24 protein-coding genes and 1 other RNA gene are annotated in these 25,610 nt (G+C 68.4%); 9 read left to right on the plus strand and 16 right to left on the minus strand.

Annotated elements, in window-relative coordinates; genetic code table 11:
• Window positions 1-139: 139 nt before the first annotated feature.
• From FO470_RS16805 to FO470_RS16825, 5 genes are all read left to right on the plus strand, one after another.
• Window positions 140-457, plus strand: a complete 318-nt coding sequence (locus tag FO470_RS16805) for a hypothetical protein (protein ID WP_144344145.1) — start codon at window positions 140-142, stop codon at window positions 455-457.
• Between the two features lie 31 nt (window positions 458-488).
• Window positions 489-846, plus strand: a transfer-messenger RNA (tmRNA) gene (ssrA, locus tag FO470_RS16810).
• A 53-nt stretch (window positions 847-899) separates the two neighbouring features.
• Entirely contained in the window at window positions 900-1,724 is an 825-nt protein-coding gene (locus FO470_RS16815) for an SspB family protein (protein ID WP_144344146.1), read from the plus strand.
• A 24-nt stretch (window positions 1,725-1,748) separates the two neighbouring features.
• The gene (locus tag FO470_RS16820; RefSeq protein WP_144344147.1) at window positions 1,749-3,026 is read left to right on the plus strand and encodes a flavin monoamine oxidase family protein; all 1,278 of its coding nucleotides are present in this window, start codon (window positions 1,749-1,751) and stop codon (window positions 3,024-3,026) included.
• Complete coding sequence (locus FO470_RS16825; protein ID WP_144344148.1) at window positions 3,023-3,532, plus strand: dihydrofolate reductase; 510 nt, start codon at window positions 3,023-3,025, stop codon at window positions 3,530-3,532. Before FO470_RS16820 ends, FO470_RS16825 begins: the two co-directional genes overlap by 4 nt.
• Window positions 3,533-3,541: 9 nt before the next feature.
• On the opposite strand, the gene FO470_RS16830 is transcribed toward FO470_RS16825, so the two are convergent.
• The 6 genes from FO470_RS16830 to FO470_RS16855 form a co-directional block, all read right to left on the minus strand.
• Window positions 3,542-4,174, minus strand: a complete 633-nt coding sequence (locus FO470_RS16830; protein WP_144344149.1) for a tetratricopeptide repeat protein — start codon at window positions 4,172-4,174, stop codon at window positions 3,542-3,544.
• Window positions 4,175-4,268: 94 nt separating this feature from the next.
• Entirely contained in the window at window positions 4,269-4,394 is a 126-nt protein-coding gene (gene ykgO, locus FO470_RS16835) for a type B 50S ribosomal protein L36 (RefSeq protein ID WP_013167868.1), read from the minus strand.
• A gap of 154 nt (window positions 4,395-4,548) precedes the next feature.
• A complete protein-coding gene (gene rnhA / locus FO470_RS16840; RefSeq protein ID WP_144344150.1) occupies window positions 4,549-5,061 on the minus strand; it encodes a ribonuclease HI in 513 nt (170 codons plus the stop codon).
• Window positions 5,058-6,038 (minus strand): homoserine kinase, encoded by a 981-nt coding sequence (locus FO470_RS16845; protein ID WP_144344151.1) that lies wholly within the window; start codon window positions 6,036-6,038, stop codon window positions 5,058-5,060. The genes rnhA and FO470_RS16845 overlap by 4 nt, the downstream gene beginning before the upstream one ends.
• 14 nt (window positions 6,039-6,052) lie before the next feature.
• Window positions 6,053-7,024 carry a 4-hydroxy-3-methylbut-2-enyl diphosphate reductase gene (gene ispH / locus FO470_RS16850; protein ID WP_144344152.1) on the minus strand — a complete coding sequence of 324 codons (972 nt, stop codon included), beginning with the start codon at window positions 7,022-7,024 and terminating at the stop codon, window positions 6,053-6,055.
• 85 nt (window positions 7,025-7,109) lie between these two features.
• The gene (locus FO470_RS16855; protein ID WP_144344153.1) at window positions 7,110-7,721 is read right to left on the minus strand and encodes a YceI family protein; all 612 of its coding nucleotides are present in this window, start codon (window positions 7,719-7,721) and stop codon (window positions 7,110-7,112) included.
• Between the two features lie 261 nt (window positions 7,722-7,982).
• On the opposite strand from FO470_RS16855, the gene FO470_RS16860 reads away from it, so the two are divergent.
• Entirely contained in the window at window positions 7,983-8,696 is a 714-nt protein-coding gene (locus FO470_RS16860) for a DUF1013 domain-containing protein (RefSeq protein WP_144344154.1), read from the plus strand.
• A gap of 96 nt (window positions 8,697-8,792) precedes the next feature.
• Here the strand turns inward: FO470_RS16860 and FO470_RS16865 are convergent, their stop codons facing one another.
• Together FO470_RS16865 and FO470_RS16870 are read right to left on the minus strand one after the other, a co-directional pair.
• Entirely contained in the window at window positions 8,793-10,721 is a 1,929-nt protein-coding gene (locus FO470_RS16865; protein ID WP_144344155.1) for a propionyl-CoA synthetase, read from the minus strand.
• A gap of 254 nt (window positions 10,722-10,975) precedes the next feature.
• The gene (locus tag FO470_RS16870) at window positions 10,976-11,152 is read right to left on the minus strand and encodes a YdcH family protein (protein ID WP_144344156.1); all 177 of its coding nucleotides are present in this window, start codon (window positions 11,150-11,152) and stop codon (window positions 10,976-10,978) included.
• Between the two features lie 239 nt (window positions 11,153-11,391).
• Between FO470_RS16870 and FO470_RS16875 the strand changes: the two genes are divergently transcribed.
• Window positions 11,392-11,598 carry a YdcH family protein gene (locus FO470_RS16875; protein ID WP_144344157.1) on the plus strand — a complete coding sequence of 69 codons (207 nt, stop codon included), beginning with the start codon at window positions 11,392-11,394 and terminating at the stop codon, window positions 11,596-11,598.
• Between the two features lie 51 nt (window positions 11,599-11,649).
• Here the strand turns inward: FO470_RS16875 and FO470_RS16880 are convergent, their stop codons facing one another.
• Together FO470_RS16880 and FO470_RS16885 are read right to left on the minus strand one after the other, a co-directional pair.
• Window positions 11,650-12,135: a peroxiredoxin gene (locus tag FO470_RS16880; RefSeq protein WP_144344158.1), complete on the minus strand. Its 486-nt coding sequence runs from the start codon at window positions 12,133-12,135 to the stop codon at window positions 11,650-11,652.
• A gap of 134 nt (window positions 12,136-12,269) precedes the next feature.
• Entirely contained in the window at window positions 12,270-13,127 is an 858-nt protein-coding gene (locus tag FO470_RS16885; protein WP_144344159.1) for a protein-disulfide reductase DsbD domain-containing protein, read from the minus strand.
• A gap of 135 nt (window positions 13,128-13,262) precedes the next feature.
• Here FO470_RS16885 and FO470_RS16890 point away from each other — a divergent pair, with 135 nt between their 5' ends.
• A complete protein-coding gene (locus tag FO470_RS16890) occupies window positions 13,263-13,889 on the plus strand; it encodes a YqgE/AlgH family protein (protein WP_144344160.1) in 627 nt (208 codons plus the stop codon).
• Between the two features lie 57 nt (window positions 13,890-13,946).
• Here the strand turns inward: FO470_RS16890 and FO470_RS16895 are convergent, their stop codons facing one another.
• From FO470_RS16895 to FO470_RS16905, 3 genes are all read right to left on the minus strand, one after another.
• On the minus strand, window positions 13,947-17,138 hold the full coding sequence (locus FO470_RS16895; RefSeq protein ID WP_246659634.1) for an EAL domain-containing protein: 3,192 nt from the start codon (window positions 17,136-17,138) through the stop codon (window positions 13,947-13,949).
• Between the two features lie 280 nt (window positions 17,139-17,418).
• A complete protein-coding gene (locus tag FO470_RS16900) occupies window positions 17,419-18,507 on the minus strand; it encodes a tetratricopeptide repeat protein (protein WP_272482980.1) in 1,089 nt (362 codons plus the stop codon).
• A complete protein-coding gene (locus FO470_RS16905; protein ID WP_144344162.1) occupies window positions 18,507-19,175 on the minus strand; it encodes a thiamine phosphate synthase in 669 nt (222 codons plus the stop codon). Before FO470_RS16905 ends, FO470_RS16900 begins: the two co-directional genes overlap by 1 nt.
• Window positions 19,176-19,475: 300 nt before the next feature.
• On the opposite strand from FO470_RS16905, the gene FO470_RS16910 reads away from it, so the two are divergent.
• Window positions 19,476-22,049, plus strand: a complete 2,574-nt coding sequence (locus FO470_RS16910; RefSeq protein WP_144344163.1) for a DUF3300 domain-containing protein — start codon at window positions 19,476-19,478, stop codon at window positions 22,047-22,049.
• Window positions 22,050-22,142: 93 nt separating this feature from the next.
• Here the strand turns inward: FO470_RS16910 and FO470_RS16915 are convergent, their stop codons facing one another.
• The 3 genes from FO470_RS16915 to gap form a co-directional block, all read right to left on the minus strand.
• The gene (locus FO470_RS16915) at window positions 22,143-23,168 is read right to left on the minus strand and encodes a class I fructose-bisphosphate aldolase (protein ID WP_144344164.1); all 1,026 of its coding nucleotides are present in this window, start codon (window positions 23,166-23,168) and stop codon (window positions 22,143-22,145) included.
• Between the two features lie 131 nt (window positions 23,169-23,299).
• The gene (locus FO470_RS16920) at window positions 23,300-24,499 is read right to left on the minus strand and encodes a phosphoglycerate kinase (protein WP_144344165.1); all 1,200 of its coding nucleotides are present in this window, start codon (window positions 24,497-24,499) and stop codon (window positions 23,300-23,302) included.
• A gap of 78 nt (window positions 24,500-24,577) precedes the next feature.
• Entirely contained in the window at window positions 24,578-25,585 is a 1,008-nt protein-coding gene (gene gap / locus FO470_RS16925; protein WP_144344166.1) for a type I glyceraldehyde-3-phosphate dehydrogenase, read from the minus strand.
• Window positions 25,586-25,610 lie beyond the last annotated feature (25 nt).

The following is a 25,610-nucleotide window of genomic DNA, read 5'->3' on the forward strand; positions in this document are numbered from 1 at the left end:
CCGGCCGGGGCATTTCTGGGGTCTTTTCGGGGCGGGATCGAACCGGAGGCTGCGGCGGCGCGCGGGCGGCGGTAGCATGGGAACCCGACGCATCGCGCGCGACTTGTTCCCGTATCGCCGCGGCCGGAGGGAGGATGGAATGATCGAGAGCATCGACACGCTGCGCACCGAGCGCCACCGGCTGCGCCGCCATCTGGAGCTGCTGGAGCAGGACCCGACGCATCCGCTCGACTTCGCGGTGGAGCATGCGCACACGACGCCGGTTCTGGTGCTGCGCGAGGGGCAGGCGCTGCGCAGCGCCCATTCGGACGTGCGGCTCGATTATGCGCTGATGCGGCGGATCATCCTCACGGCCCTGCGGGAGAAGATCGCCGGCCTCGACCAGCGGCTGGAAGGCCGCGACGCCGGCGATCCGCCGATGGAGCGGGCGCAATTCGGCGACCAGACCGAAGCGTGAGCGGGGATGACGGCGACCTCTGTTGCCGGCCCCTCTTCCAACCCGGCGGGCAAGTCCCTATATTCATCCGTGCCGGCGCAAGCCGGCTATGGCGATAAACGGTTGTCGGAATAAACCCATCGGACCCGGGGGCAGTACCCGGCGCCTCCACCGGAGCCCATCCCGCGCGGGTGGCCTGCGGCGGGGGCGAAACAGGATCGACGGGGGCGTAAAGGGCATTCTTTCGCTCGGCATGGTACCGCCGTCATCGGACCAAACTTATAGTTGCCAACGACAACTATGCTCCGGTTGCTCAGGCCGCGTGAGCGGTTTGATCTACGGAAAATAAGTCCTAGCGGGTAGCACCGTGAGGCGGGGTTCGGAGGCACCTGGCAACAGAAGCCTCCACTTCATTCTCACCTTCCGGCTGGCGATTGTCGCTGGAATCGGGTTCATTGCCGGCATGAGCGTCGACCTAATTCGTTATGACCTGCTCGTGCAGGATGCGCTGCGCGGCGTCGTGCGCCGGGTGCTGACCGATGTCGCGCGCGACGGGCTGCCGGGCGATCACCATCTCTATGTGTCCTTCGACACGCAGGCCCCTGGCGTGCGGCTTTCCCCGCGCCTGAAGGAGAGATACCCGGAGGAGATGACCGTCGTCCTCCAGCACCAGTTCTGGGATCTCGTGGTCACCGACCAGTTCTTCGAGGTTGGGCTGTCCTTCAACGGCATTCCCGAGCGGCTGCACATTCCCTTCGCCGCGCTCAAGGGCTTCTTCGATCCTTCCGTGAAGTTCGGACTGCAATTCGAGCCGATGACGGATGACGAACTGGAAGATGCCGACGAGGAAGCCGAAGAGCCCGTCGCGCCGGCGCCGGTGACGCCGATCTCCGGCGCCCGGCCGACCTCTGTGCCGTCGACCCGGACCGCCGCGCGGTCGGGCGGCGCCGCGAAGGAAGAGGCCGGCAAGTCGGACGTCGGCAAGTCGGAAACCGGTAAATCCGACGCCGACAAGTCCGATTCCACCAGAACAGAAGCGAAGGCGCCGAAGCCGGCGCCCGCCGCCAAGGCGGAACCCAAGGCTGAACCCAAGCCGGTGCCTGCTGCGGCCCGGGCTGTCGACGCATCCGGCGATGCCCCGGAGGGGAAGGCCGGCAAGCCGACCGGCAAGTCTGCTGCGGCCAAGCCGTCGCCCGCTTCGAAGGCCGACGAGGGCGAGGCCGAGCCGAAGGACGGCGGGACCGGTGGCGCGCAGGTGGTGCGGCTCGACGCCTTCCGCAAGAAATAGTTTTCTCCAGCCGGGACGTGAGCCGTGTCCGCCAGTCATGAGGTGATCGTCGTCGGCGCCGGAGCGGCGGGGCTTGCCGCGGGCACGCAGCTGCGCCGGGCCGGCATCGACGTGCTGGTGGTGGAAGCGGCCTCGCGGACGGGCGGCCGGGCGTGGACGGACACCGCGACCTTCGGCGTCGCGTGGGATCGCGGCTGCCACTGGCTGCATTCGGCCTCCGTCAATCCGCTGCGCGCGGCCGCTGACGAACTCGGCCTTTCCTATCTCTCCCGCGGCAGCCGGCAGGCCCGCGCCACGCATCTCGGCGACCGCTGGGCGGACGAGGACGAGCGCAAGGCGGCGTGGCAGGCGATCGACGCGGCCTACGCCGCCATTCACCACGCCGGCGAGGAAGGCCGGGACATCGCCGCCAGCGAGGTGCTCGACAAGGGCAGCCCGTGGATAAGGCTGGCGCGGCACTGGCTCACCCTGATGTCGGCGGCGGAGCCTGAGCGGCTCTCCACGCTCGACTACGCCGCCTATACCGACACGGGCGAGAACTACCCGGTCGAGAAGGGCTATGGCGCGCTGGTGCAGGCGGTGGCGGCCCACGCGGCGCCGGACCTGCCCGTCGTCACCGGCTGTCCGGTGTCGCTCGTCGACTGGTCGGGCAGCGGCGTGGCGCTCCAGACGCCGCGCGGCACGCTGAAGGCGCGGCTCGTCATCATCGCCGTGCCGACCACGGTGATCGCGCGGGGCGGACTGGCCTTCGCGCCGCTGCTGCCGCCGGACCTCGCCGAGGCTTTCGAGGCGCTGCCGCTGGGCGCGGCGGAGAAGGTGGCCTTCCTGTTCGACCGCGACGTCTTCGGCGTGGCGCCGACGACCTATGTCGACACCATCGACCTGCGGAATCCCGACCGCCGTCCGGTCAATTTCACGCTCAATCCCTTCGGCGCCAACATGGCCATCGGCCAGCTCGGCGGCGACAACGCCGCGCGGCTGGTCAAGGCCGGCCCCGATGCCATGCGCGACTTCGGCCTGGCGGCACTGAAGGATGCCTTCGGCGCCGATATCGAGAAGCACGTCGCCGGCTTCGCCACGACCGGCTGGGTGGCGGACCCGCTGATCGGCGGCGCCTATAGCTGCGCGCTGCCGGGCTTCGCGCATGTGCGCGCACGCCTTGGTCGGCCGCTGGGCGATCGCATCCTGTTCGCCGGCGAGGCGGTGTCGGCGCATGCCTATTCCACCGCGCACGGCGCGCATCTCACGGGCCTTGCCGCGGCGGACGCCGCGCTCGCGCAGCTCACCGGGAGGGCCGCATGACGGATCTGATCCTTGTTGCCGCCGTCGCCGAGAACGGCGTGATCGGACGAGGCGAGGAGTTGCCCTGGCGCATCTCCGGCGACCTCAAGCGCTTCCGCACCATCACCTGGGGCAAGCCGATCCTGATGGGGCGGCGCACCTTCGAATCCATCGGCAAGCCACTGCCGGGCCGTACCAGCATCGTCATCACCCGCGACACCAGCTTCGCCGCGCCGGACGGCGTGCTCGTGGTGCCGTCGCTGCCGGCAGCGCTCGACCGCGGCGGGCTGGAGGCCGAGCGGCTCGGCGTCGACGAGATGGTGGTGATCGGCGGGGCTCAGATCTATGCGCAGGCCCTGCCGCGTGCGGCTCGCCTGCGCTTCACCGAGGTGCACGGCACCCCGGAGGGCGACGTGCACTTCCCGGCCTTCGACCGGGCGCAGTGGCGCGAAGTGAGCCGCGAGGGACCGATCCAGGGCGAGAAGGACGAATATGCCTTCAGCTTCGTGGATTACGAGCGGGCGTGAGCGGGGCTTTCAGATCGGCCGGCCCTCGACGCTGATCGACAGCGTCTTCTCCATCTCTTCCACCTCGTCGAGGCGGGGATAGATCGCGAGCGCGTTGCGCGCCGCTTCCAGCGCGTGCTTCTCGTCGCCCAGCTCCTTGCAGATGATGGCGATGCCGGCCCAGGCGCCGTAATGGCGGGGCTCGCGCGCCACCACCTGGCGCAAATCGGCGAGCGCGTCGGAGAAATCCTGCTTGAGATAGAAGACGGTGGCGCGCTTGTTCCACGCCTCCAGATGATCCGGCTCGATCCGGATCACGCCGTCGAGCAGCTGGAGGGCGAGGTCGAAATCCTTGGCCTGCAGCGCGAGAGCGGCGCGTCCCATCAGGAGATCGGCGGTATCGCTGTCGGAGGGAGTGAGCGCGACGTCGATGCGCTCGGCGATGCCCTTGGCGGATTCCTCGTCCGGCGCCACCTTCAGCGCGGCGAACAGGGCGTCGAGCCGCTTGGCGCGATCCGGTTCCGACGTGCCGGCCCGTGTCGCCTCTGCGGCAGGAGCGGCGGGCGCCGTCGCGGCCGGGGTTTCCGGCGTGTTCTGGGCAAGGGCACCGGTGGCGCCTAGCGGCGCGGCGGCGACGAGCAGGACAGCAAAAAGGGCGCGCATAACTCCACTCTAGGAGCGATGGCGCCCTCGTTCAATGTTGCAAGGCAGCAGGCCGCGAAATCGTGAACGCGGCCGGCCCGGCCCTGAGGAAGCCTCAGCCCTGGCGGGCCTTGAAGCGCTTCTGGGTCTTGTTGATGATGTAGACGCGGCCCTTGCGGCGCACCAGACGGTTGTCCCGGTGACGGCCGAGCAGCGACTTGAGGGAATTGCGGATCTTCATGACACGTAACCTTCGGATCGACTGCGCCCGCGCATGAGACGGCGCCTCCATGGCCGCGCCCCGATCCGCCAGCTTGAATTCGAGGCCCGGCTGATAGCGGAGGGAAGGGGCGTTTGTCAATCTCGCGACGGGTTTTCCCGCGCGCAAAACGTCGTCATCCCATGCCGCGTGCGGCCTTGTAGGGGGCCATTCCCGCGCGGGCGAGCTCATCGGCGCGCTCGTTCATCTCGTCGCCCGCATGTCCCTTCACCCAATGCCAGCGGATCTCGTGGCGCTCCATGGCCATCTCCAGCCGCTCCCACAGGTCGACATTCTTCACCGGCTTCTTGTCGGCGGTGCGCCAGCCATTGCGCTTCCAGCCGGCGATCCATTTGGTGATGCCGTTGCGCAGATATTCGCTGTCGGTGTGCAGGTCGACCGTGCAGGGGCGCTTCAGCGCCTCCAGCGCGGAGATCGCCGCCATCAGCTCCATGCGGTTGTTGGTGGTCGGGGATTCGCCGCCGGATAGCTCCTTCTCGGCGCCGGCATAGCGCAGGATGGCGCCCCACCCGCCGGGTCCCGGATTTCCCGAGCAGGCGCCGTCGGTCCAGACGGCGACGATTCCCTTCGGCGGCTCCTTCGGCGCGTCGTCGGAGAAGACGCGGGCGGTTCCCGGCGCCGTCTTCACGCCATCTGCCCTTCGGCGATGCCGTAGTCGCGCGGGCTTTCCACCGAGCGGTGGAAGCGCAACTTGCGCAGATACTCCAGCGGGTCGTGCGGGCGCACCAGCGCGCCGGGCGGCACGTTCAGCCAGTCCACGAGGCGGGTGAGCAGGAAGCGCAGCGCCGCGCCGCGCGCCAGCAGCGGCAGCGCGGCGATCTCGTCCGCCCCGAGCGGGCGCTCGGCGCCGTAGGCGGCCAGCAGCGCGCGGCCCTTGGTCTGGTTGTAGGAGCCGTCCGGCTCGAAGCACCAGGCGTTGAGGCAGATGGCGACGTCATAGGCCAGCAGGTCGTTGCAGGCGAAATAGAAGTCGATCAGCCCCGACAGCCGCCCGTCGGTGAAGAACACGTTGTCGGGGAACAGGTCGGCATGGATCACCCCCGCCGGCAGTCCCTTCGGCCAGTGTTCTTCCAGAACGGAGAGTTCGTCGGCGATCAGGACCTGCAGGCCGGGCGCCACCGTGTCGGCCCGCGCTGCCGCCTGGTCGTAGAGGGGGCGCCAGCCGGCGACGGAAAGGGCGTTGACGCGGCTGTATCCGGTGAAATCCGCGCCGGCCTTGTGCAGGGCCGCCAGCGCCGCGCCGAGGGCGGCGCAGTTGGCGGCGGTGGGACGGCGCACGGAGGTGCCGAGCAGGAAGGTGGCGATCAGCGCCGGCCGGCCGGCGAGGGTGCCGAGCGCCACGCCCTCGCGGTTGCGCACCGGCTGCGGGCAGTCGATGCCGCGCCTGGCCAGATGCTCCATCAGCCCGATGAAGAAGGGCAGGTCCGCCGGGTTCACCCGCTTCTCGTAGAGGGTGAGGATGAAGCTCCCCACCTCGGTCTGGAGTAGGTAGTTGGAATTCTCCACGCCTTCCGCGATGCCCTTGAAGGCGCGCAGGCGGCCCAGCTCGTAGGTGGCGAGGAAGGCTTCGAGCTCTTCCGGGGTAACGTCGGTGTAAACGGCCATGGGGTTCGATCAGGCTATTCCGCCGCGTCGGGGCGGAGCTGCCGGGGCAGGGGGAAGAAGACGTCCTCGTGCGCGGTGTACACGGTCTCGACCTGAACGGCGAAGCGCTCGGCGAAGGCGTCGATGATCTCCTCGACGAGGACTTCCGGCGCGGAGGCGCCGGCGGTGATGCCGAGGGAGGAGATGGTGCCGAAGACGTTCCAGTCGATGTCGCCCGCCCGCTGCAGCAGCACGGCGACGCGGCAGCCCTCGCGGTCGGCGACTTCGCGCAGGCGCTGCGAGTTCGAGGAGTTCGGCGCGCCGACCACGATCATCGCGTCCACCTGCGGGGCGACGCGCTTGACCGCCTCCTGGCGGTTTGTCGTGGCGTAGCAGATGTCTTCCTTGTGGGGTGCCGCCATCGCCGGGAAACGCTCCCGCAGGATCGCGACGATCTCGGCGGTGTCGTCGATCGAGAGCGTGGTCTGGGTGGTGTAGGCGAGGTTTTCCGGATCGCGCGGCACGAAGCGGCGGGCCTGCTCGGCGGTCTCCACCAGCGTCACCGCGCCCTCGGGCAGCTGGCCCATGGTGCCGATGACCTCGGGGTGGCCGGCATGGCCGATCAGCACCACCTCGCGCCCCTTCTTGTGATGGACGGTGGCCTCGCGGTGCACCTTGGTCACCAGCGGGCAGGTGGCGTCGATGGCGAAGAAGTTGCGGCGGGCCGCGTCCTCCGGCACCGACTTCGCCACGCCATGGGCGGAGAAGATCACCGGGGCCGCGGTGCCCACCGGCACCTCGTGGAGTTCCTCGACGAAGATCGCACCCTTCGCCTTCAGGCCTTCCACGACATATTTGTTGTGCACGATCTCGTGGCGCACATAGACCGGCGGGCCGTAGAGCTCCAGCGCCCGCTCCACCGCGTCGATGGCGCGCACCACGCCGGCGCAGAAGCCGCGCGGGGCGCAGAGCAGGACGCGCAGGGAAGGCTTTTCGGCAGCTGACATCGCCATGTCCAGATGGGGCCGCCCAGCCGGCCACGCCACCGTCATGGGTGGCGCGGCACGTGCTGTCAAGCCGGAGAGCTATGGCTCACGGCTGCTTGGTGAAGGCGCCGACGATGTCGAGTTCCACCTCGTCCGACACGACGGGTACGGCGTAGCCCATGCCGAAATCGCTGCGCTTGATGTCGGCCGAGGCGGTGAAGCCGATGTTCTCGACCTTGCTCATCGGGTTGACGCCCGCGCCGAAAAGCTCGGCATCGAGCGTGACGCGCTTGGTGACGCCGTGAAGGGTCAGGTCGCCCTCGATGGTCGCGTCGTCGTCGTTCACCGTGACCTTGGTCGATTTGAAGGTCGCGGTCGGGAATTTTTCGGCGTCGAAGAATTCCGGGCCGGCCAGATGCTTGGCGAAGCCATCCGAGGTCACGCGCAGGCTGGATATCGGGATGGTGATGTCGAGCTTGGCTTCGCCCGGCTTCTTCGGGTCGAGGACCAGAATGCCGCTCGCCACGCCGAATATGCCGGTGAGGGGGGAGAAACCCATGTGGTCGACGGTCCAGACGACCTGGCTGTGATCGGGGTCGACCGCGTAGGTGCCGCCGGTGATGCGGGCGACGTCTTCCTTTCCGGGCATTTCCTGCGCGCCGGCGCCGGCGGTGAATCCGATCAGCAGGGCGGCTGCCAGAAGTCGAACAGGCTTCATCATTGTCTCCTTGTTTCCGGGAGCGCGGACGCTATCAGCCCTTCTGACGCAGCGGCAATGTCGACCTGCGTCTTAGGATTTGCAGGACGGCGCGCGGGAGCCTATATTTAGCGCATCCCGGTCATCGTGAGACGGTCCGAGGCTCCGCCCCCCAGGGTGGGCGGAGCGCGTGAGGATGTTTGCGCGGCCAAACGACAATTATTCTTCGAGCCAATCTCGGTTTCAGCCAGCTTGGCGCATCAATGGATGGAGACGCGTCCCATGGCGAACGCCCCCCTCATGCCGAAGGCCACCGCCGTGTGGCTGGTCGAGAACACCGCGCTGACCTTCGACCAGATCGCGGATTTTTGTAAGCTGCATGTGCTCGAGGTGAAGGGCATCGCCGATGGCGAGGTCGCGCAGGGCATCAAGGGCCTCGACCCGGTCTCGACCGGCCAGCTCGCCCGCGAGGAGATCGAGCGCGCCGAGAAGAACCCGAACCACCGGCTGAAGCTGCTGGAATCGAAGGTCCGCCTGCCGGAGGCCAAGCGTCGCCGCGGCCCGCGCTACACGCCCGTCTCCAAGCGTCAGGACCGCCCCAATGCCATCCTCTGGCTGCTGCGCAACCATCCCGAGCTGAAGGACAGCCAGATCATGCGTCTGGTGGGCACCACCAAGACGACCATCGAATCGATCAAGGAGCGTACCCACTGGAACGCGGCGAACCTGACGCCGATGGATCCGGTCACGCTCGGCCTGTGCTCGCAGATCGACCTCGACATCGAGGTGCAGCGCGCCTCCAAGGACCGTCCGGCGGCCACCGCGGCGGCGGGGGAGCACGACGTCACCCTGCTGCCGGTGGACGTCTCGACCGGCGAGGCCGAGCACGAGCCCTTCGTGGCGACCCGCAAGCCGCGCGAGGAGCCCATCGATCTCGACACCGTGTTCGCCAAGCTCGGCGGTTCGCGCAAGAGCGAGGCCGAAGACGAGGAGTGATCCTCGGGAGGGCGTTCTGCAAGGGATCGCTGGCTGAGAACAAAAAGCCCGGAGCGGACGCCGCTCCGGGCTTTTTCTTTCGCTATCGGGCGCTTCTCAGGCCGCCGAGACCTTCGCCAGCCCGCGTGCGTTGAGCGCGGCGGCGATCTCGTCCAGCGAACTGGGGTCGTCGATGGTCGCCGGCATGTTCCACGGCTCGGCGTCGGCGATCTTCTTCATCGTGCCGCGCAGGATCTTGCCCGACCGGGTCTTGGGCAGGCGGTTGACGGTGATGGCGAGGCGGAACGCCGCCACCGGGCCGATGCGCTCGCGCACCAGTGCGATGATCTCGGTCTCGATATCCGCGGGCGAACGGACGACGCCGGCCTTCAGCACGACGAAGCCGCAGGGAACCTCGCCCTTCAGCTCGTCATGGATGCCGATCACCGCGCATTCGGCGACATCCGCATGCGCCGCGAGCACTTCCTCCATGCCGCCGGTGGAGAGGCGGTGTCCGGCGACGTTGATGATGTCGTCGGTGCGGCCCATGATGAAGAGCTGGCCGTTTCCGTCCTTGAAGCCGGCATCCGCCGTCTTGTAGTAGCCGGGAAACTCCTCGAGGTAGCTCTCGCGGAAGCGCTCGTCCTGCCGCCAGAGCGTCGGCAGGCAGCCGGGAGGGAGCGGCAGCTTGATGGCGATGGACCCCATCCGGTCAGCGCCGACCGGGTGGCCGCCCTCGTCCAGTATGTCGACCTGATAGCCGGGCATCGGCACGCCGGTGGAGCCGACGCGGATCGGCAGGGCGCCGAGGCCGACCGGGTTGCCGGCGATGGCCCATCCCGTTTCGGTCTGCCACCAGTGATCGACCACCGGGACGTCCAGCTTGTTCTGCGCCCACTCCACGGTGTCGGGATCGGCGCGCTCGCCGGCGAGGAAGAGCGTGCGCAGGCTGGAGCGGTCGTAGTCGCGCATCAGCACGCCGTCCGGGTCTTCCTTCTTGATGGCGCGCAGCGCGGTCGGGGCGGTGAACAGCGCCGCGACCTTGTATTCCTCGATCACCCGCCAGAAGGCGCCGGCATCGGGCGTGCCGACCGGCTTGCCCTCGTAGAGCACGGTGGTGCAACCGGTGAGCAGCGGTGCGTAGATGATGTAGGAATGGCCGACGACCCAGCCGATGTCGGAGGCCGACCAGAAGACCTCGCCCGGCTCGACGCCGTAGAGACCCTCCATCGACCAGCGCAGCGCCACGATATAGCCGCCGCTGTCGCGCACGACCCCTTTCGGCTTCCCGGTCGTTCCGGAGGTGTAGAGAATATAAAGCGGGTCGGTTGCCTCGACCGGCACGCATTCGGCCGCCATGCCGCCGGCGATCGCCTTCTCGCGCAGCGCCGCCCAGTCATGGTCCCGGCCGGGCTGGAGCTTGGCCTCCACCTGCGGACGCTGGAAGACCACGCAGGCTTCCGGCTGGTGCTTCGCCATGGTGAGGGCGAGGTCGAGCAGCGGCTTGTAGGTGACGATGCGCGAGGGCTCGATGCCGCAGGAGGCCGAGAGCACGACCTTGGGCTGGGCGTCCTCGATGCGGCTCGCCAGCTCCGCCGCCGCGAAGCCGCCGAACACCACCGAATGGATAGCGCCGATGCGGGCGCAGGCGAGCATGGCGAACACCGCTTCCGGAATCATCGGCATGTAGATGACGACGCGGTCGCCCTTGCCGACGCCAAGCTCGCGCAGCACCCCGGCAAGCACGCTCACCTCGGTCTGCAACTCGCCATAGGTGACGGTGCGCTTCGCCCCGGCCACGGGGCTGTCGTAGAAAATGGCCGGCTGCGCGGCGTGCCCGTTCGCGACATGGCGATCCACGGCGTTGTGGCAGACATTGGTGACGCCGCCGGGGAACCAGCGCCCGTAGATGCCGAGTGCCGGATCGAAGGCCCGGCGCGGCTCCTCGAACCAGTCGATGCCACGGGCCGCCTCGCGCCAGAAGCCCTCCGGATCGCGGATGGACTGCGCATAAACGTCAGGATAGCGGCTGGCGGAGCCGGTCATTTCGGGAGCCTCCCACGGGTATCGTTCTTGTTACCGGCACATTCCGGCGTCTCTCTTTGCGTGACAAGAACGCTCAATTGCTTACGCCCTTCGTCGAGTGTCCGGGCGGAGGGCTGGGAAACGCGGCGAAGCGCGGGATGCGGGGCCCGAAATGCGAACCGCCGGCGTGGAGCCGGCGGCCGAGCGATGATCCCCGACGCTCGGTCGGAGCCTGTTGCGGTGATGCGGGCCGTCGAACCCGCATCATGACACTCCTAATGGAGGGTCGCGTCCTTCAAACGTGTGATCTCGTCCTTGAGATGCAGCTTGCGCCGCTTGAGGTCGGCGATGCGTGAATCGTCGGCCGCGGGACGAGCAACCTCTTCCCGTAGTTCCTTCTCCAATGCCTGGTGACGTCGTTCCAACTCCGCAACATGCGCCTGCATGGACATGGACAGTATCTCCCTGTCTTTCGAAGTGAACGTCATCAGTCTGTCACGGGTAGATCGGGCTGTCGACGAATCGATGCGCTGCAGTGCAACATGGCAGCGGGGCGTCCTGGCGCGTCACGGCAGGGCTGCAGACCATGTGTCGGCGGGCGCTGTTGCAGCCGGTCGCGAGGACGGCGATACTCCGTCCCTGCTCCCGCGCAAGCCGGGGCGAGTCGGGGTTTGGGTCGAGCGTTTGGCACATGACGGCAGATGAGGAACGCGAGCTCCTGGCGCTACTTGAGCGCCTGCGGCAGGAACATCGCGATCTGGATGTGGCGATCGAGACGCTGCAGGAAATGCCGGGTAACGACCAGTTGCAGCTCGCGCGCTTCAAGAAGCGCAAGCTGATGCTGAAGGACCGTATCGGCTATATCGAGGATCAGATCTGCCCCGACATCATCGCCTGACAGGGCGATGGGAAGCTCCCGGCGCGGGCGCCGGGAGCCGTGGCAATCCACTCAGAACTGCGTGAGCAGCACGTCGGCGTTGGTCTTGTCGGCCTTGCTCGGCACGTCCTCGACATTGAGGACCTTCACCTCGCCGTCCTCGACCAGCATCGAGTAACGCTTGGAGCGCAGGCCGAGACCGGCGCCGGAAGCGTCGAGGTCGAGGCCGATGGCCTTGGCGAACTCGCCGTTGCCGTCCGACAGGAAGAGGATCTTGTCGCCGGCGTTCGAGGCCTTCTGCCAGGCTTCCATGACGAAGGGATCGTTGACCGCCGTCACCGCGATGGTGCTGACGCCCTTGGCGAGGATCTCATCGGCGCGGGCGATGAAGCTCGGCAGGTGGTTCTTGTGGCAGGTGGGCGTAAAGGCGCCCGGCACGGCGAACAGGACGACCTTCTTGCCGGTGAAGATGTCTTCGGTGGTCTTCGGCACCGGGCCGTCCGCGGTGGCGACGCGGAAGGTGGCGCTCGGCAGCTGGTCGCCGACCTTGATCGTCATGGGCATTTCCTTTCATACGCTGGAAAGCGGTTGGGAACGGTGCCCGCCGCCAGCTCGCGCGCACGGAGCCCGCCGCGACCGGCGGGCCCGGTCGCGGGGTAGAATAGTCATTTCCCGCGTGTCGGGAAGCGGCTTCAGCGTGCGGAAAGAGGGGCGTCCACCTCGACGGCGCGGTTGCCGTCGACCAGGGTGAAACGCAGCTTGGTCGCGGCGATATCGGCACCTTTCGGCACGCCGTCCACCGGCAGCACGAAGACCGTGCGCCCGTCCGGCCCGGTCTCGCGGCTCGGCAGCGGCAGGGCCCAGTCCTCGTTCGGGCCCTCGACGAAAAGATCGGCTTTCGCGGCGTCGGCGACGTGGGCCTCGATGTGGATCGAAGGGCCGTCCCCGCCTTCGCGCAGCTCCGCGGAGGCGATTGCCGGCTCGCCGGCGGCGCCGATCTGCGTCGTGCGCGGGACCGTGGCGAGGGCATTGACCAGCATCGGCGGTGAGGGGGCCGCGCCGTCCGACGGCACGTCGAGGGTCAGTGAGGCGCTGGCCGGCTGGCAGATCTTCTCGCAGACGGCGAAGTCGAGGTTCAGCCGCAGCTCGACCGGCTTGCCCGCGTCGCGCGGGATGACGCGGAACGGGATCACCACGTCCCTCTTGTAGCCGATGGAGAAGGAGCCGCCGTCGTCGAAGCGCACCGGCGCCGGCCACAAAACCTCGATGTTCTCGACGTTCTGCGAGCCGCTCCAGTCGAAATGCGGCGGTACGCCGCTGTCGCCGGGGTAGCGCCAGTAGGTCTTCCAGCCGGGCGTGAGGCGGATTTCGACGCCGCCGGTCACGGCCTTGCCGTCGGGCGCGCCGGCAACGAGCCTGACCGCCGTGCCGACCGGCGAGGACCAGTCCGACATCAATTCGGCGCGCGCCGCTCCCGCCCCGATAAACGGAACAGCGGCGAGGGCGCAGAAGGCGGCGAGGCGCAGGTCCGAACGCAGATCCGAAATCATGCCCAATGCCGTAGCGTTTCCCGGTGCATTGCGAAAGCGGCGGCGGCGCACTTTCATGTGAGGGCCTCCATACGGTTGTCCGCCTACGCCGGAAGCGGGCTTGAAAATGCGCCGATGGGGTTTACGCTTCCTTGTATGTGGATCGGACGAGAGCGCCGCACGGGTTCCGGCGGCAATTCGGGCGGGACCTTTCTCGATGGGCAGATGCTGGTCGCCATGCCCGGCATGCGCGACGAGCGGTTTGCCCGCGCGGTCATCTATCTGTGCGCGCATTCGGCGGAAGGGGCGATGGGCATCATCGTCAACCAGCCGGCGCATCACATCAATTTCACCGACCTCCTGGTGCAGCTCGACGTCATCCCGCAGGACGAGCGCATCAGCCTGCCGCACAGCGCGGAGGGCGTGAAAGTGCTGCGCGGCGGCCCGGTGGAGACCGGACGCGGCTTCGTGCTGCACAGCGCCGATTTCTTCATCCAGGATTCGACCCTGCCGATCGATGACGGCATCTGCCTGACGGCGACGCTCGACATCCTCAAGGCCATCGCCACCGGCGGCGGCCCCGCCAGCGCGGTGCTGGCGCTCGGCTATGCGGGATGGGCGCCGGGGCAGCTGGAGAACGAAATCCAGCAGAATGGCTGGCTGCACTGCCCGGCCGACCGCGGGCTGGTGTTCGACGCCGAGGCGGGGGCGAAATACGATCTTGCCTTGCGCAAGATCGGCATCGATCCGGGTATGCTGTCCTCGGATGCCGGCCACGCCTGAGGGGTGGGGCCGGCGGTTCGGGGATGCCCTCCGCCCAGGATCAGGCGGAAAATCCGGTCAGCTGGACGACGCGGGGCTCGAGGCGGCGGTGTCCGCCGCCGGCGTTGCGGCCGGCCTGGCGGTGGGGGCCCGCGCCGTCGGCGCTTCCGCGCTCGCCGCCGGTTTGCCGGCAGCGGTCTGCGAGGCCTGCCGGGCCAGCCTTTGCGGCTGTGCGGCCGGCGCGGCCGCGCTCTGCATGCCGGCAGTCTGTGCCGCTTCGGAGCCCTCGGTTGCCGCGGCCGCCTTCTCGTGCGGCGCGGCGGCGTTCTCGGCCGGCTTCGATGCGCCGAGGCCGGCGACGGCCCGCGCACCGCGCGACAGCTGACGTCCGCGTTCCAGCAGCGAGGCGGGGGCCTGCTCGGGCTGGAGGCGCTTGCGCGCATCGTCGGCGCTCATCGGTTCGCCGAACAGCCGCCCCTGCCCGTAACGGCAGCCAAGCTTGGCGAGCGCGGCGGCGACCTGTTCGGTCTCGATGCCCTCGGCGATGATGTCCATGCCGAGGTCATGCGCCATGTTGATGATGGTGCGCAGGATGATCGGACGCTGGGTCTTGTTGCCGGCGCGGCCGAGCGCCTTCATGAAGGTGCGGTCGACCTTGATGCTGTCGAACGGGAAGCGCTGGAGATAGGCCAGCGAGGAATAGCCGGTGCCGAAATCGTCCAGCGTCAGCCCGGCGCCGAGTTCGCGCATGCGCAGGAGGATCTGCGAGGCGTATTCCGGGTTCTCCATGGCGAGCGTCTCGGAAAGCTCGAGCTTGAGCGTGCCGGGGGCCACGACATTGCGGGCGAGGACCGCCTTGAGGTCCTGCAGCAGGTCGTGGCGCAGCATGTGTCGCGAGGAGATGTTGACCGAGACGAAGATCGGATCGCCGCGCAGGCTGCGCTGCCACACGCCGAGCTGGCGGGCGGCGGTGTCGAGCACGAAGAGGCCGATATCGACGGTGAGGCCGGTATCCTCGGCGATGCCGATGAAATCGTCAGGGCCGAGCAGGCCGAGGGTCGGATGCTGCCAGCGCACCATGGCCTCGAAGCCGGCGATGTTGCGCGAGGTCAGATCGACCACCGGCTGGTAGACGACGCTGATCTCGTTGCGCTCCAGCGCCTGGCGCAGGTCCGTCTCCATGGTGAGGCGGTCGAGCTTGTGGGTGCGCATCGACGGCCGGAACACCTCGATGCGGTCGCCGCCGACGCGCTTGGCGAAATACATCGCCAGTTCCGCGTCCTTCAGCATCTCGGACGGCGTGCGCTTCTGCCCGTCGGCGAGCAGCAGGCCGATCGAGGCGGTGATGAAGATCTCGCGGTCGCCGAAGGTGATGGGCGCGCGCAGGGTCCGGCGCAGCGTGTCGGCGAAGGCGGTGATGCGCTCGGGATCGCGCTCGGAGAGCAGGATCAGCGCGAAATGGTCGCTGCCCAGGCGAGCGAGCGTGTCCTGCTGTTTGACGAGGCGCATCAGGCGCCGGGCAACGGTGAGCAGGATGGAGTCGCCGGCCGGCATGCCGAGGCTGGCGTTGACCTGCTTGAAGCGGTCGAGATCGATCAGCATCACCGTCGGGCGGATCTGCTCGTCGGTGCGCGCGAGCCCGTTGGCGGCGGAGAGGCGGTCGAGGAACAGCTCGCGGTTGGGCAGGCCGGTGAGGTTGTCGTGCACGGCGTCGTGCAGCATGCGCTCTTCGGCGGTACGGGTGTCGGTGACGTCCGACAGCGTGCCGATGCAGCGCACCACCTCGCCATCGGTGCCGACCACCGGCCGGGCACGCAGGTTGAACCACAGATAGTGGCCGTCATGCGCGCGCAGACGGAAATCCTGGTCGATGCGCCCGCGCCGCTGGTCGAGCAGCCCGTCCAGCGTGGCGCGGAAGCGGTCACGGTCGCCGGGATGGATGATGTCGAGCCAGCCGGCGGCCTCGGTCTCCAGCGTGCCCTGCTTGAGGCCCAGCATGTGCTCGGCCTCGGGGCTGACATGGATGCGGTCGGTGTCGACGTCCCAGTCCCACACGATATCGCCCGAGCCGGCGACGGCCAGCGCCCGGCGCTCCAGTTCCTGCGCGCTGCCGGCCACCGAGCCGATGCCGGCGAAGGCGTGCTGCATGACGGTGAAGCCGATCAGCATGACGATGAGCACGAGGCCGCCGAGCAGGGCGGGGGCCACGAGATCGTTGCCGATGCGGCCGGAGACCGCCATGCCGGCCGTGATCACCCACACGACCAGCAGGAACAGGGTCGGGATGATCAGCACGGCGCGGTCGTAGCGGTGCAGCGCGAGCCACATCACCACGCCGAAGCCCATGAAGGAGACGACGAGCAGGGAGGGGCGGGCGATGCCGGCCGCCGCCGAAGGGTCGAGCAGCGCGAGGCCGACGATGGCGGCGAGGAAGACCAGCCAGCCGGCGGTGACATGCGCGTAGCGCACGTGCCATCGGTTGAGGTTGAGATAGGCGAAGAGGAACACCACCAGCGTCGCGGCGAGGATCGCCTCGCCCGCCGCGCGCCAGAATTGCTGGGCCAGCGGCGAGATGCCGAACACCTTCGACCAGAAGCCGAAATCGAGGCCGATATAGCCGAGCACCGCCCAGGCGAGCGCCGCCGCCGCCGGGAACATCGCGCTGCCCTTCACCACGAACAGGATGGTGAGGAACAGCGCCAGAAGGCCGGCGATGCCGATGACGATGCCGTTGTAGAGCGTGAAGGAGTTGACCTTGTCCTTGTAGGCTTCGGGCTCCCACAGATAGAGCTGCGGCAGGCCGCCGTCACCGAGTTCGGCCACCAGCGTCACGGTGGTGCCGGGGTCGAGGGTGATCAGGAACACGTCGGCGTCGGGGGCGTTCTGCCGCTCCGGGCGGAAGCCCTGGCTCGCCGTGACGTTGAGGATGCGGCGGTTGCCGAGATCCGGCCAGAAGACGCCGGAGCCGACCATGCGGTAGTGCGGCGCCACGATCAGCCGGTCGACCTGCTCGTCGGTGTTGTTGGCAAGGGCGAAGATCGCCCATTTGCTGCCGTCCGGCCCGGGGGCGACGGAGCGCACCTCGATGCGGCGGACGATGCCGTCCGCGCCGGGCACGGTGGAAACCTGAATGCGGTCGGTCTCGCTGGTGCGCCGCTCCAGCGCCGGGGCGAGGTCGACGACCAGCGCGTCGAGCCGGATGGCCACCGCTTCCAGCGCCATGGCGCGCGGGGCGCCGAGCAGCAGCGTCGCGAACAGCAGGGCCGCCATCACCGCGAAAAGCCGGGCCGGGGCCAGCCGGCAGGACGCGGGACGCAGCAGATTCCACGACGATACTGGACGGACGATGGCCAAGCGAATTCCTCAGATACTGCCTGGAAGGCCGCACCACCGGCTCCCCCACGGCGACGCGGCCACGATGAGTAACGGCGGGACGCGGCCGGAGCAAGGCGTGGCGTCTATCGTCAATGAACGCCGATTTTTCCCGCCGCGGATACCGTGATGCTAATCGACTGAAATTGGGTCGTTATTTGGACCATACCGGCGGCGGCTACAGCAACTGTCCGGGCGACCAGATTTTGAGCCGGGCCTGCGCCTGCGCGCGCTCTTCAGGCGTGAGATCGGCGACGAGCTTGTCGAGCATGGAATCATCGAGCTTCTGGGCCTTGGCGGCGAGGTGCCACGCGGCGGCCGCAATAATGTCCTTCGGCACGCCGCGGCCAGCAGAAAGGATGCGGGCATAGCGGTTCTGGGCGATGGCGTTGCCTCCCAGCGCCGCCTTGCGGAACAGCTCGGCGGCGCGCTCCTCGTCCTTGGGCACGCCAGTGCCGTTGAAGATGATGATGGCGAGCTCGGTGGTGGCGACCGGATTGCCCAGCTCGCTCGCCCGCTGCAACAGCCGCGCGGCCTCGATGGGGTCCTTGGGCAGGCCGTTGCCGTCGCGATAGAGCGTCGCCAGCGCGTAGAGCGCGTCCGGCTGGTCCTCGTCGGCGGCGCGCCGGAACCAGTCGGCGGCGATGGCCGGCTCCCGGGGCGCGACCTGTCCCTGAAGATAGATGAGGCCGAGATTGTAGGCGGCGCGCGAGCTGCCGGCTTCCGCCGCCTTGCGGAACATGCCGACCGCCTCGTCCTTGTTGGTCACCGAGGCGGAGGTCATCAGGATGGAGGCGAGGGTGAACAGGGCGTCGGGATTACCTTTCGCCGCCGCGGCCTCGTACCATTTCTGCGCCGCTGCCGCGTCCTGCCGGACGCCATAGCCCTGCGACAGCAATTCGCCGGCCAGCACCATGGAGACCGGGTCGCCCTGCTTGTTGGCGCGTTCCACGGCAAGGTCGAGCGCGGTCCGGTAGTGGCCGAGCTGGTAGGCGGCGTAAGCGGGGTCCGGGGCAGGAGCGGCGGGCTTGGCGGCCTGCGCGGGCTTGGATCCGGTTGCCGGCTGAGCTGCCGGTTTGGCCTGAGCCGCAGGCTTGGCGGGAGCCGTCGGTTTGGCGGGGCTTGTCGGCTTGGCCGCGTCGGGCTTCGCCGGTGCCGGCGACTGCGCGGCGGCCGGCAGGGCGAGAGCCGTCAGCAGGGCGGTCAGCAGCGTAATGCCGCCCATCCTCGTGCCGACGATGGCATGGGTGGCGCGTCGGTAGCCCATCACGTCTCTCCGCCGGTGGAGAGGCGCTCGGCCAGCGCGTGGGCGCCGTCCTGCGGGGCGTCGAGCAGAAGGGTGTCGACGGCGATGAAGTCGGCACCGGCCTCGACCAGCGCGTCGACCTCCTCCAGCGTCCGGGCGTAGCCGACGCAGGGCGGCTCGAAGATCTGCGCCCACCATTCGATGCGCTCCAGTGTCGCCTCGAAGGGTTGCCGGCGGCCGGCGGCGTCGGGTTCGCCGAACATCACATAGTCCGCGCCGCTCTCAGCCGCCGTCATGGCGTCGTGCTTGGTACGCAGCCCGCCGGCCCCGGCGATGCCGTGGGGCCGCAGGGCGGGAAGCGCACTCTTCAGCGCGGCGATGCCGTCGAGATGCGCGCCATCCGCTTCGGCCGCGCCGGCAAGGGCGGCGTTGCCTTCCACCAGGCAGGCCGCGCCGATTGCGTGGCTCGCGGCGACGAGCGGCTGCAGCGTTGCCACCGCGTTGTCGCCTTGGGCGGCGGCGCCGGGGCGGATCAGCACGGCAGCGATGTCGGCAAGCTGCCCTGCGGCACGCAGCTCCTCGGCACGCGCGGCGACGTCGGCGGGCGTCTCCGGGAGAGACACCAGCACATAGAGCCGGGGAGCCGGCCGTGCGGGTTCGGGATCGTGTCGGGCCGGGGAACGAGCCATCGATGACAAGCCATGTGACGGGACTAGACGAGCCATTCCGCAGGATGGCGGCGAAAGCGCGGCATGCCGCACCTGTCTAGAGCCCTTTCCCCGGAGATGGAACCGTTCGGCCGGGAAATGCTCCTGCACGCCGGATGATGAGCGGCCCGGCCGGTACGTGTAGGCTGGCGGTCGTGCCGCGACAACTTCGCGTTTTCGCGAACGGCTGGCGTCTTATCGCGGGGAAATGCCGGTGATATTGATGTGCCCGGTGCCGAGCGGACCGGTCTGTCGCCGGGCGTCGCCGCCTGTGGGGGAAATATGCGCCTTCGTTCCAACCGCTTCGTTCTCATGGCCGCCGCGGCCGCGATCGTCGCCACTCCGGCCCTCGGCCAACAGCCGGCGGCCCCGGCTGGCCAGACGGCCGCGCCGGCGTCGGCCATTCCGCAAGCTCTGGCCTGGCCGCGCAATTTCGATCTCGGCGACAAGCGGCTCGAGGTCTATCAGCCGCTGATCGAGCAGTGGAACGGCGACCAGCTTTCCGGACGCGCCGCCATCGCCATCGGGCCGAAGCCTGCCGAGGGTGCCTCCACGACGTCTTCCACGACACCTTCCGCCGCGCCGACCTACGGCATCGCCCGCTTCACCGCACGGGTGGCGGTCGACAAGCCGTCGAAGCTCGCGCAGCTCAGCAATGTCGCCATCACCTCCGTCGACGTGCCGACCGATCCGTCGCAGAACACCGCCCTGCTCAGCGCCCTGCAGTCGCGCATCTCCCCGCAGGGCATGACCTTCGCGCTCGACAACCTGCTGACCAGCTACGCGGCGACCAAGCAGCTCGACAAGGAGATGACGCAGCCGGTGGACAATACCCCTCCGCGCATCGTCTTCGCCGACAAGCCGACCCTCCTTGTGCTGGTGGCCGGCCAGCCCGTGCCGCGTCCGATCGACGGCGTCACCGGCTTTCAGCGCATCGTCAACACGCCGGTGCTGATGCTGGTCGAGGGTTCGGGCACCTATCATCTCCAGGCGGCCGGCACCTGGTACCAGGCTCCGGCCGTGGAGGGGCCGTGGACGGTCACCGCGCAGCCGAGCCCCGCGCTGCAGGCGGCCGGCACGATGGCAACCTCGGTGGAGCCGGCCCAGTCGATGATGCCGGCGAACGGCCAGAAGCCCGATACCCCGCCGGCGATCCTCTCCTCGACCAAGCCCACCGAGCTGGTGATCACCGCCGGCGCGGCGCAGATGGTGCCGGTGGGCGGTACCTCGCTGCTGCGGGTGAGCAATGCCGACCACGCGATCCTGCTCGATCCGTCGAACAACCAGTACTACGTGCTGGTCTCCGGCCGCTGGTTCCGTGGGCCGGGCTTCGAGGGGCCGTGGAGCTTCGTCCCGGGCACCAGCCTGCCTGCCGGCTTCGCCAAGATCTCGCCGACCGATCCGGCCTCCAACGCGCTTGTCGCCGTGCCGGGCACGCCGCAGGCGAAGGAGGCGGCCATCGCCGCCACGGTGCCGCAGACCGCCACCATCAAGCGCGATACCCAGCTCACCATCCAGTATGACGGCGGCACGCCGAAGTTCGAGCCGATCAAGGGCACCATCCTCAGCTATGCGGTGAACACCCGCACGCCCGTCATCCAGCTCGACCCGACGCGCTACTACGCCCTGTTCAAGGGGGCATGGTTTGTCTCCAGCACGCCGACCGGGCCGTGGCTCGTCACCGACGTGGTTCCGGCGGCGATCTACACCATCCCGGTGTCCTCCCCCCTGCATTATGTGACCTATGTGCGGGTCTACGCCTCGACCGCCGACGCGGTGACGGTCGGCTACACGCCGGGCTATCTGGGCGTGGTGATCGAGCCGGGCGGAACGGTCGTCTATGGCACGGGCTACAATTGCGTCGGCTATGTCGGTACCTTCTGGTACGGCTGCCCGTCGACCTATGGCTATGACGCCTCCTTCGCCTGGGCCGACGGTTTCGGCTTCGGCTATGATGCTGACTTCGGCTGGGGCGCGATGTCTCCCTGGTGGGGTCCCTATTGGGGCGTCGGCCCGTGGTACGGCCCCTGGGCGGGCGTGAACATCAACCAGGTCAACATCTATGGCGCCTGGGGCGCGGCGGCGGCCTGGGATCATGCCTGGGGCGCCGGTCCGTGGGGCACGGGCTGGACGGCCAATGCCGTGCACGGCGTGACCCCTTGGGGCGCTGGCTTTGCCGGGCGTTCCGGCGCGGCCTTCAATCCGTGGACCGGCAATTTCGCCGCGGGGCGCTCCGCCGCCTTCTTCAATCCCTATACCGGGGCGGAAGGCGCGGCGCGGGCGGGCGCCGTCGGCAATGCCTATACCGGCAACTTCGCCGCCGGCCGGCAGTCGGCGGGGTTCAACCCGACGACGGGCATCGGCCATGCCTCGGAGACCGGCATCACCGACCAGAACGGCCATATCAGCGCCGACAGCCGCGGGATCGCCGGCAATATGCGGACCGGCAACGCGGTCGGCTGGAACAACGGCAACATCTACACCGACCACGACGGCAGCATTCATCAATACGATGCCAATAATGGCTGGCAGCACCAGACCATCAACGGCTGGAACCAGGACAGCAATGCCGACCAGATCGGCCGGCTCGACCAGCAGCGGCAGTTCCAGGACCTCGGCAACCAGCGCGTCGACAACTTCGCCCGCGCCGGCGGTTATGGCGGCTTCGGCGGCGGCGGTTTCGGTGGCGGCGACCGGTTCGGGGGCAACTTCGGCGGCGGCGGCTTCCACGACGGCTTTGGAGGCGGCGGCTTTGGTGGAGGCGGCTTCGGCGGCGGGGGCTTCGGTGGAGGCGGTTTCGGTGGCTTCCACGGCGGTTTCGGCGGTGGCGGCTTTGGCGGCGGCTTCCGGCGCTGATCCCGATAACAAAAACGCCGCCCCTCGGGGCGGCGTTCTCGTTTCCGGCGACGGAAGGAAGACGGCCCGCGCCGCCTTCCTTGTGATCTTCCGTCAGGCGGCCTTCTTGCGCTCGACCTCGGTGGTCCACTGACCCAGCGCCGCGAGATAGTTCATCTTGGCACGATGGGTGAACGCCGCCTGGCCGGCCGCGATGTTCTCGACCTTGCCCGACCACGCCTTCTGCGGCGCCGCCTGCAGCGCGCGGCCATAGGAGAAGGTGAGGTTCCACGGCAGGCCGCCGCCACGGATCATGGCGTCGAGATGGGCGGTGGCTTCCTCGTCCGACTGGCCGCCGGAGAGGAAAGCGATGCTCGGGATCGCCGTCGGCACGCAGTTCTTCAGGCAGCGCACGGTCTTCTCGGCGACTTCCTCGACCGAGGCCTGCTTCGCCGACTTCTTGCCGGCGATGACCATGTTCGGCTTCAGCACCGTGCCTTCGAGCTTCACGCGGCCGTAGAAGAGCTGCTGGAACACTTCCTTCAGCACCCACTCGGTGACCTCGTAGCAGCGGTCGATGCCGTGGTCGCCGTCCATCAGCACTTCCGGCTCGACGATCGGCACGATGCCGGCGGCCTGGGCCAGCGCCGCGTAGCGGGCGAGCGCCTGGGCATTGGCGAGGATGGAGGTGTAGCTGGGAATGTGCGCGCCGATGTCGATCACCGCGCGCCACTTCGCGAAGCGGGCGCCGAGCTCGTAATATTCCTTGAAGCGCTCGCCGAGACCGTCGAGGCCTTCGGTGATGGTCTCGCCGGGGCAGCCGGGCTGCGGCCTGGCGCCGAGGTCGACCTTGATGCCGGGGATGGAGCCGGCCTGCTCGATGAGCTTGACCAGCGGCGTGCCGTCCTTGGCGTTCTGGCGGATCGTCTCGTCGAACAGGATGACGCCGGAAATATACTGCGACATCGCCTCTTCGGACCGGAACAGCATCTCGCGATAATCGCGCCGGTTCTCGAAGGTGGATTCGACACCGATGGCGTCGAAGCGCTTCTTGATGGTGCTGGCACTCTCGTCGGCCGCAAGGATTCCCTTGCCGCCTGCCGCTAGCTTGTACGCAACCTCTTCGAGGCTAGCCGTCATTTCTCTCTCCCGCGCGAAACAGACCGGTCCGGCCCCGCGGCCGGATCGAACGCGGGGCCGGACCGGTCAGATTTATAGCACCCGGGAGCAAAGTCCCGAACCGCGGGACAATTTGCCGCCGGGCGCCCAGCTCAGCGTCTCAGGGCCTCGACCCCCGGCAGGGCCTTGCCTTCCAGCCATTCGAGGAAGGCGCCGCCTGCCGTCGACACATAGGTGAAATGGTCGGCCACGCCGGCATGGTTGAGGGCCGCTACCGTGTCGCCGCCGCCGGCGACCGACAGAAGCTTGCCGGCATCGGTGAGTTCCGCCGCCGCCTTGGCGACCGCGACGGTGGCCGTGTCGAAGGGCGGCAGCTCGAAGGCGCCGAACGGGCCGTTCCACACCACCGTCCGGGCGGTCTTCAGCTTGGCGACGACATTCGCCGCCGACGCCGGGCCGGCGTCGAGCATCATCTCGTCGGCCTTGATGTCGTCGACCGAGGCGACACGATGGGGTGCGTTGGCCTTGAATTCGGTCGCCGCCAGCGCGTCGACCGGCAGCACCACCTCGCAGCCGGCGGCCTTGGCCTTTTCGAGGATCTCGCGGGCCGTGCCGGCGAGGTCGTGCTCGCACAGCGACTTGCCGACATCCTTGCCCTGCGCCGCAAGGAAGGTGTTGGCCATGCCGCCGCCGATGACGAGGATATCGACCTTGGCGACGAGGTTGCCGAGCAGCTCGAGCTTGGAGGACACCTTGGCGCCGCCGACGACGGCGAGCACCGGGCGCTCCGGCTTCTCCAGCGCCTTGGCGAGTGCCTCGATCTCTTCCTGCATGCAGCGGCCGGCATAGGCGGGCAGCTTGTGCGCGAGGCCTTCGGTGGAGGCGTGGGCGCGATGGGCGGTGGCGAAGGCGTCGTTGACATAGAGATCGCCGAGACCGGCCAGCGCCGCCACGAAGTCGGGATCGTTCTTCTCTTCCCGCTTGTCGAAGCGGGTATTCTCCAGAAGCAGCACGTCGCCGGGCTGGAGCTTCGCGACCGCCGCCTCGGCGACGGGGCCGATGGTGGCCGGCGCGAAGGCGACCGGCTTGCCGAGCCGGGAGGCGACCTCGCCGGCGATGGGGGCCAGCGACAGCGCCGGATCCTCGCCCTTGGGGCGGCCGAAATGGGCCAGCAGGATCACCTTGCCGCCCTTTTCGGAAATCTCGCGGATAGTGGGCAGCACGGCCTGGATGCGGGTGTCGTCCGTCACCTTGCCGTTGTCGACCGGCACGTTGAGGTCGACACGCACCAGCACGCGCTTGTTCGCGACGTCGGCGTCATCGAGCGTACGAAAGGCGGAAGCCTCGCTCATGGGTATTCTCCCTCGATGTGTTGATCTTGATGCGAAACGGCCGGGCCTTCTTGGCGGAAGGCCCGGCCGGGCCGGAGATCAGATCAGCTTGCCGAGGGCGACCGCCGTGTCGGACATGCGGTTCGAGAAGCCCCATTCATTATCGTACCACGACAGCACGCGAACGAAGTTGCCCTCCAGCACCTTGGTCTGGTCGAGGTGGAAGATGGAGGAGTGCGGGTCGTGGTTGAAGTCGGTGGACACATTGGGCTGGTCGGTCGTGCCGAGGATGCCCTTGAGCGGGCCGGCGGCGGCGGCCTTGATTGCCTCGTTGATCTCCTCCTTCGTCACCTTCTTCTTGGCGACGAACTTGAAGTCGACGACCGAGACGTTCGGGGTCGGCACGCGGATGGAGGTGCCGTCCAGGCGACCGGCGAGTTCGGGCAGCACGAGGCCGACGGCCTTGGCCGCGCCCGTCGTGGTCGGGATCATCGACAGCGCCGCGGCGCGGGCGCGGTAGAGGTCCTTGTGCATGGTGTCCAGCGTCGGCTGGTCGCCCGTATAGGAATGGATCGTCGTCATGAAGCCGTGGTCGATGCCGACGGCGTCGTTCAGCACCTTGGCCACCGGCGCGAGGCAGTTGGTGGTGCAGGAGGCGTTGGAGACGACGAGGTGATCCTTCGTCAGCTTGTCGTGGTTCACGCCGTAGACGACCGTGAGGTCGGCGCCTTCGGCCGGAGCCGAGACCAGCACGCGCTTGGCGCCGGCGGTCAGGTGCGCGGAGGCCTTGTCCCTGGCGGTGAAGATGCCGGTGCATTCCAGCGCGATGTCGACGCCCAGCGCCGCATGCGGAAGCTCGGCGGGATTGCGCACCGCGGTCACCTTGATCGGCCCGCGACCGACGTCGATGGTGTCGCCGTCGACCTTCACCGTGCCGGGAAAGCGGCCGTGAACGCTGTCGAAGCGGAACAGGTGCGCGTTGGTCTCGACCGGGCCGAGATCGTTGATGGCGACGACTTCGATATCGGTGCGGCCCGACTCGATGATGGCCCGCAGCACGTTGCGACCGATGCGTCCGAAGCCGTTGATGGCAACCTTGAGCGTCATGCGTTTATTCCCCAGGTAAGCGTCT

The organism is Ancylobacter moscoviensis, assembly GCF_007559435.1.
Classification (GTDB): Bacteria; Pseudomonadota; Alphaproteobacteria; order Rhizobiales; family Xanthobacteraceae; genus Ancylobacter; species Ancylobacter moscoviensis.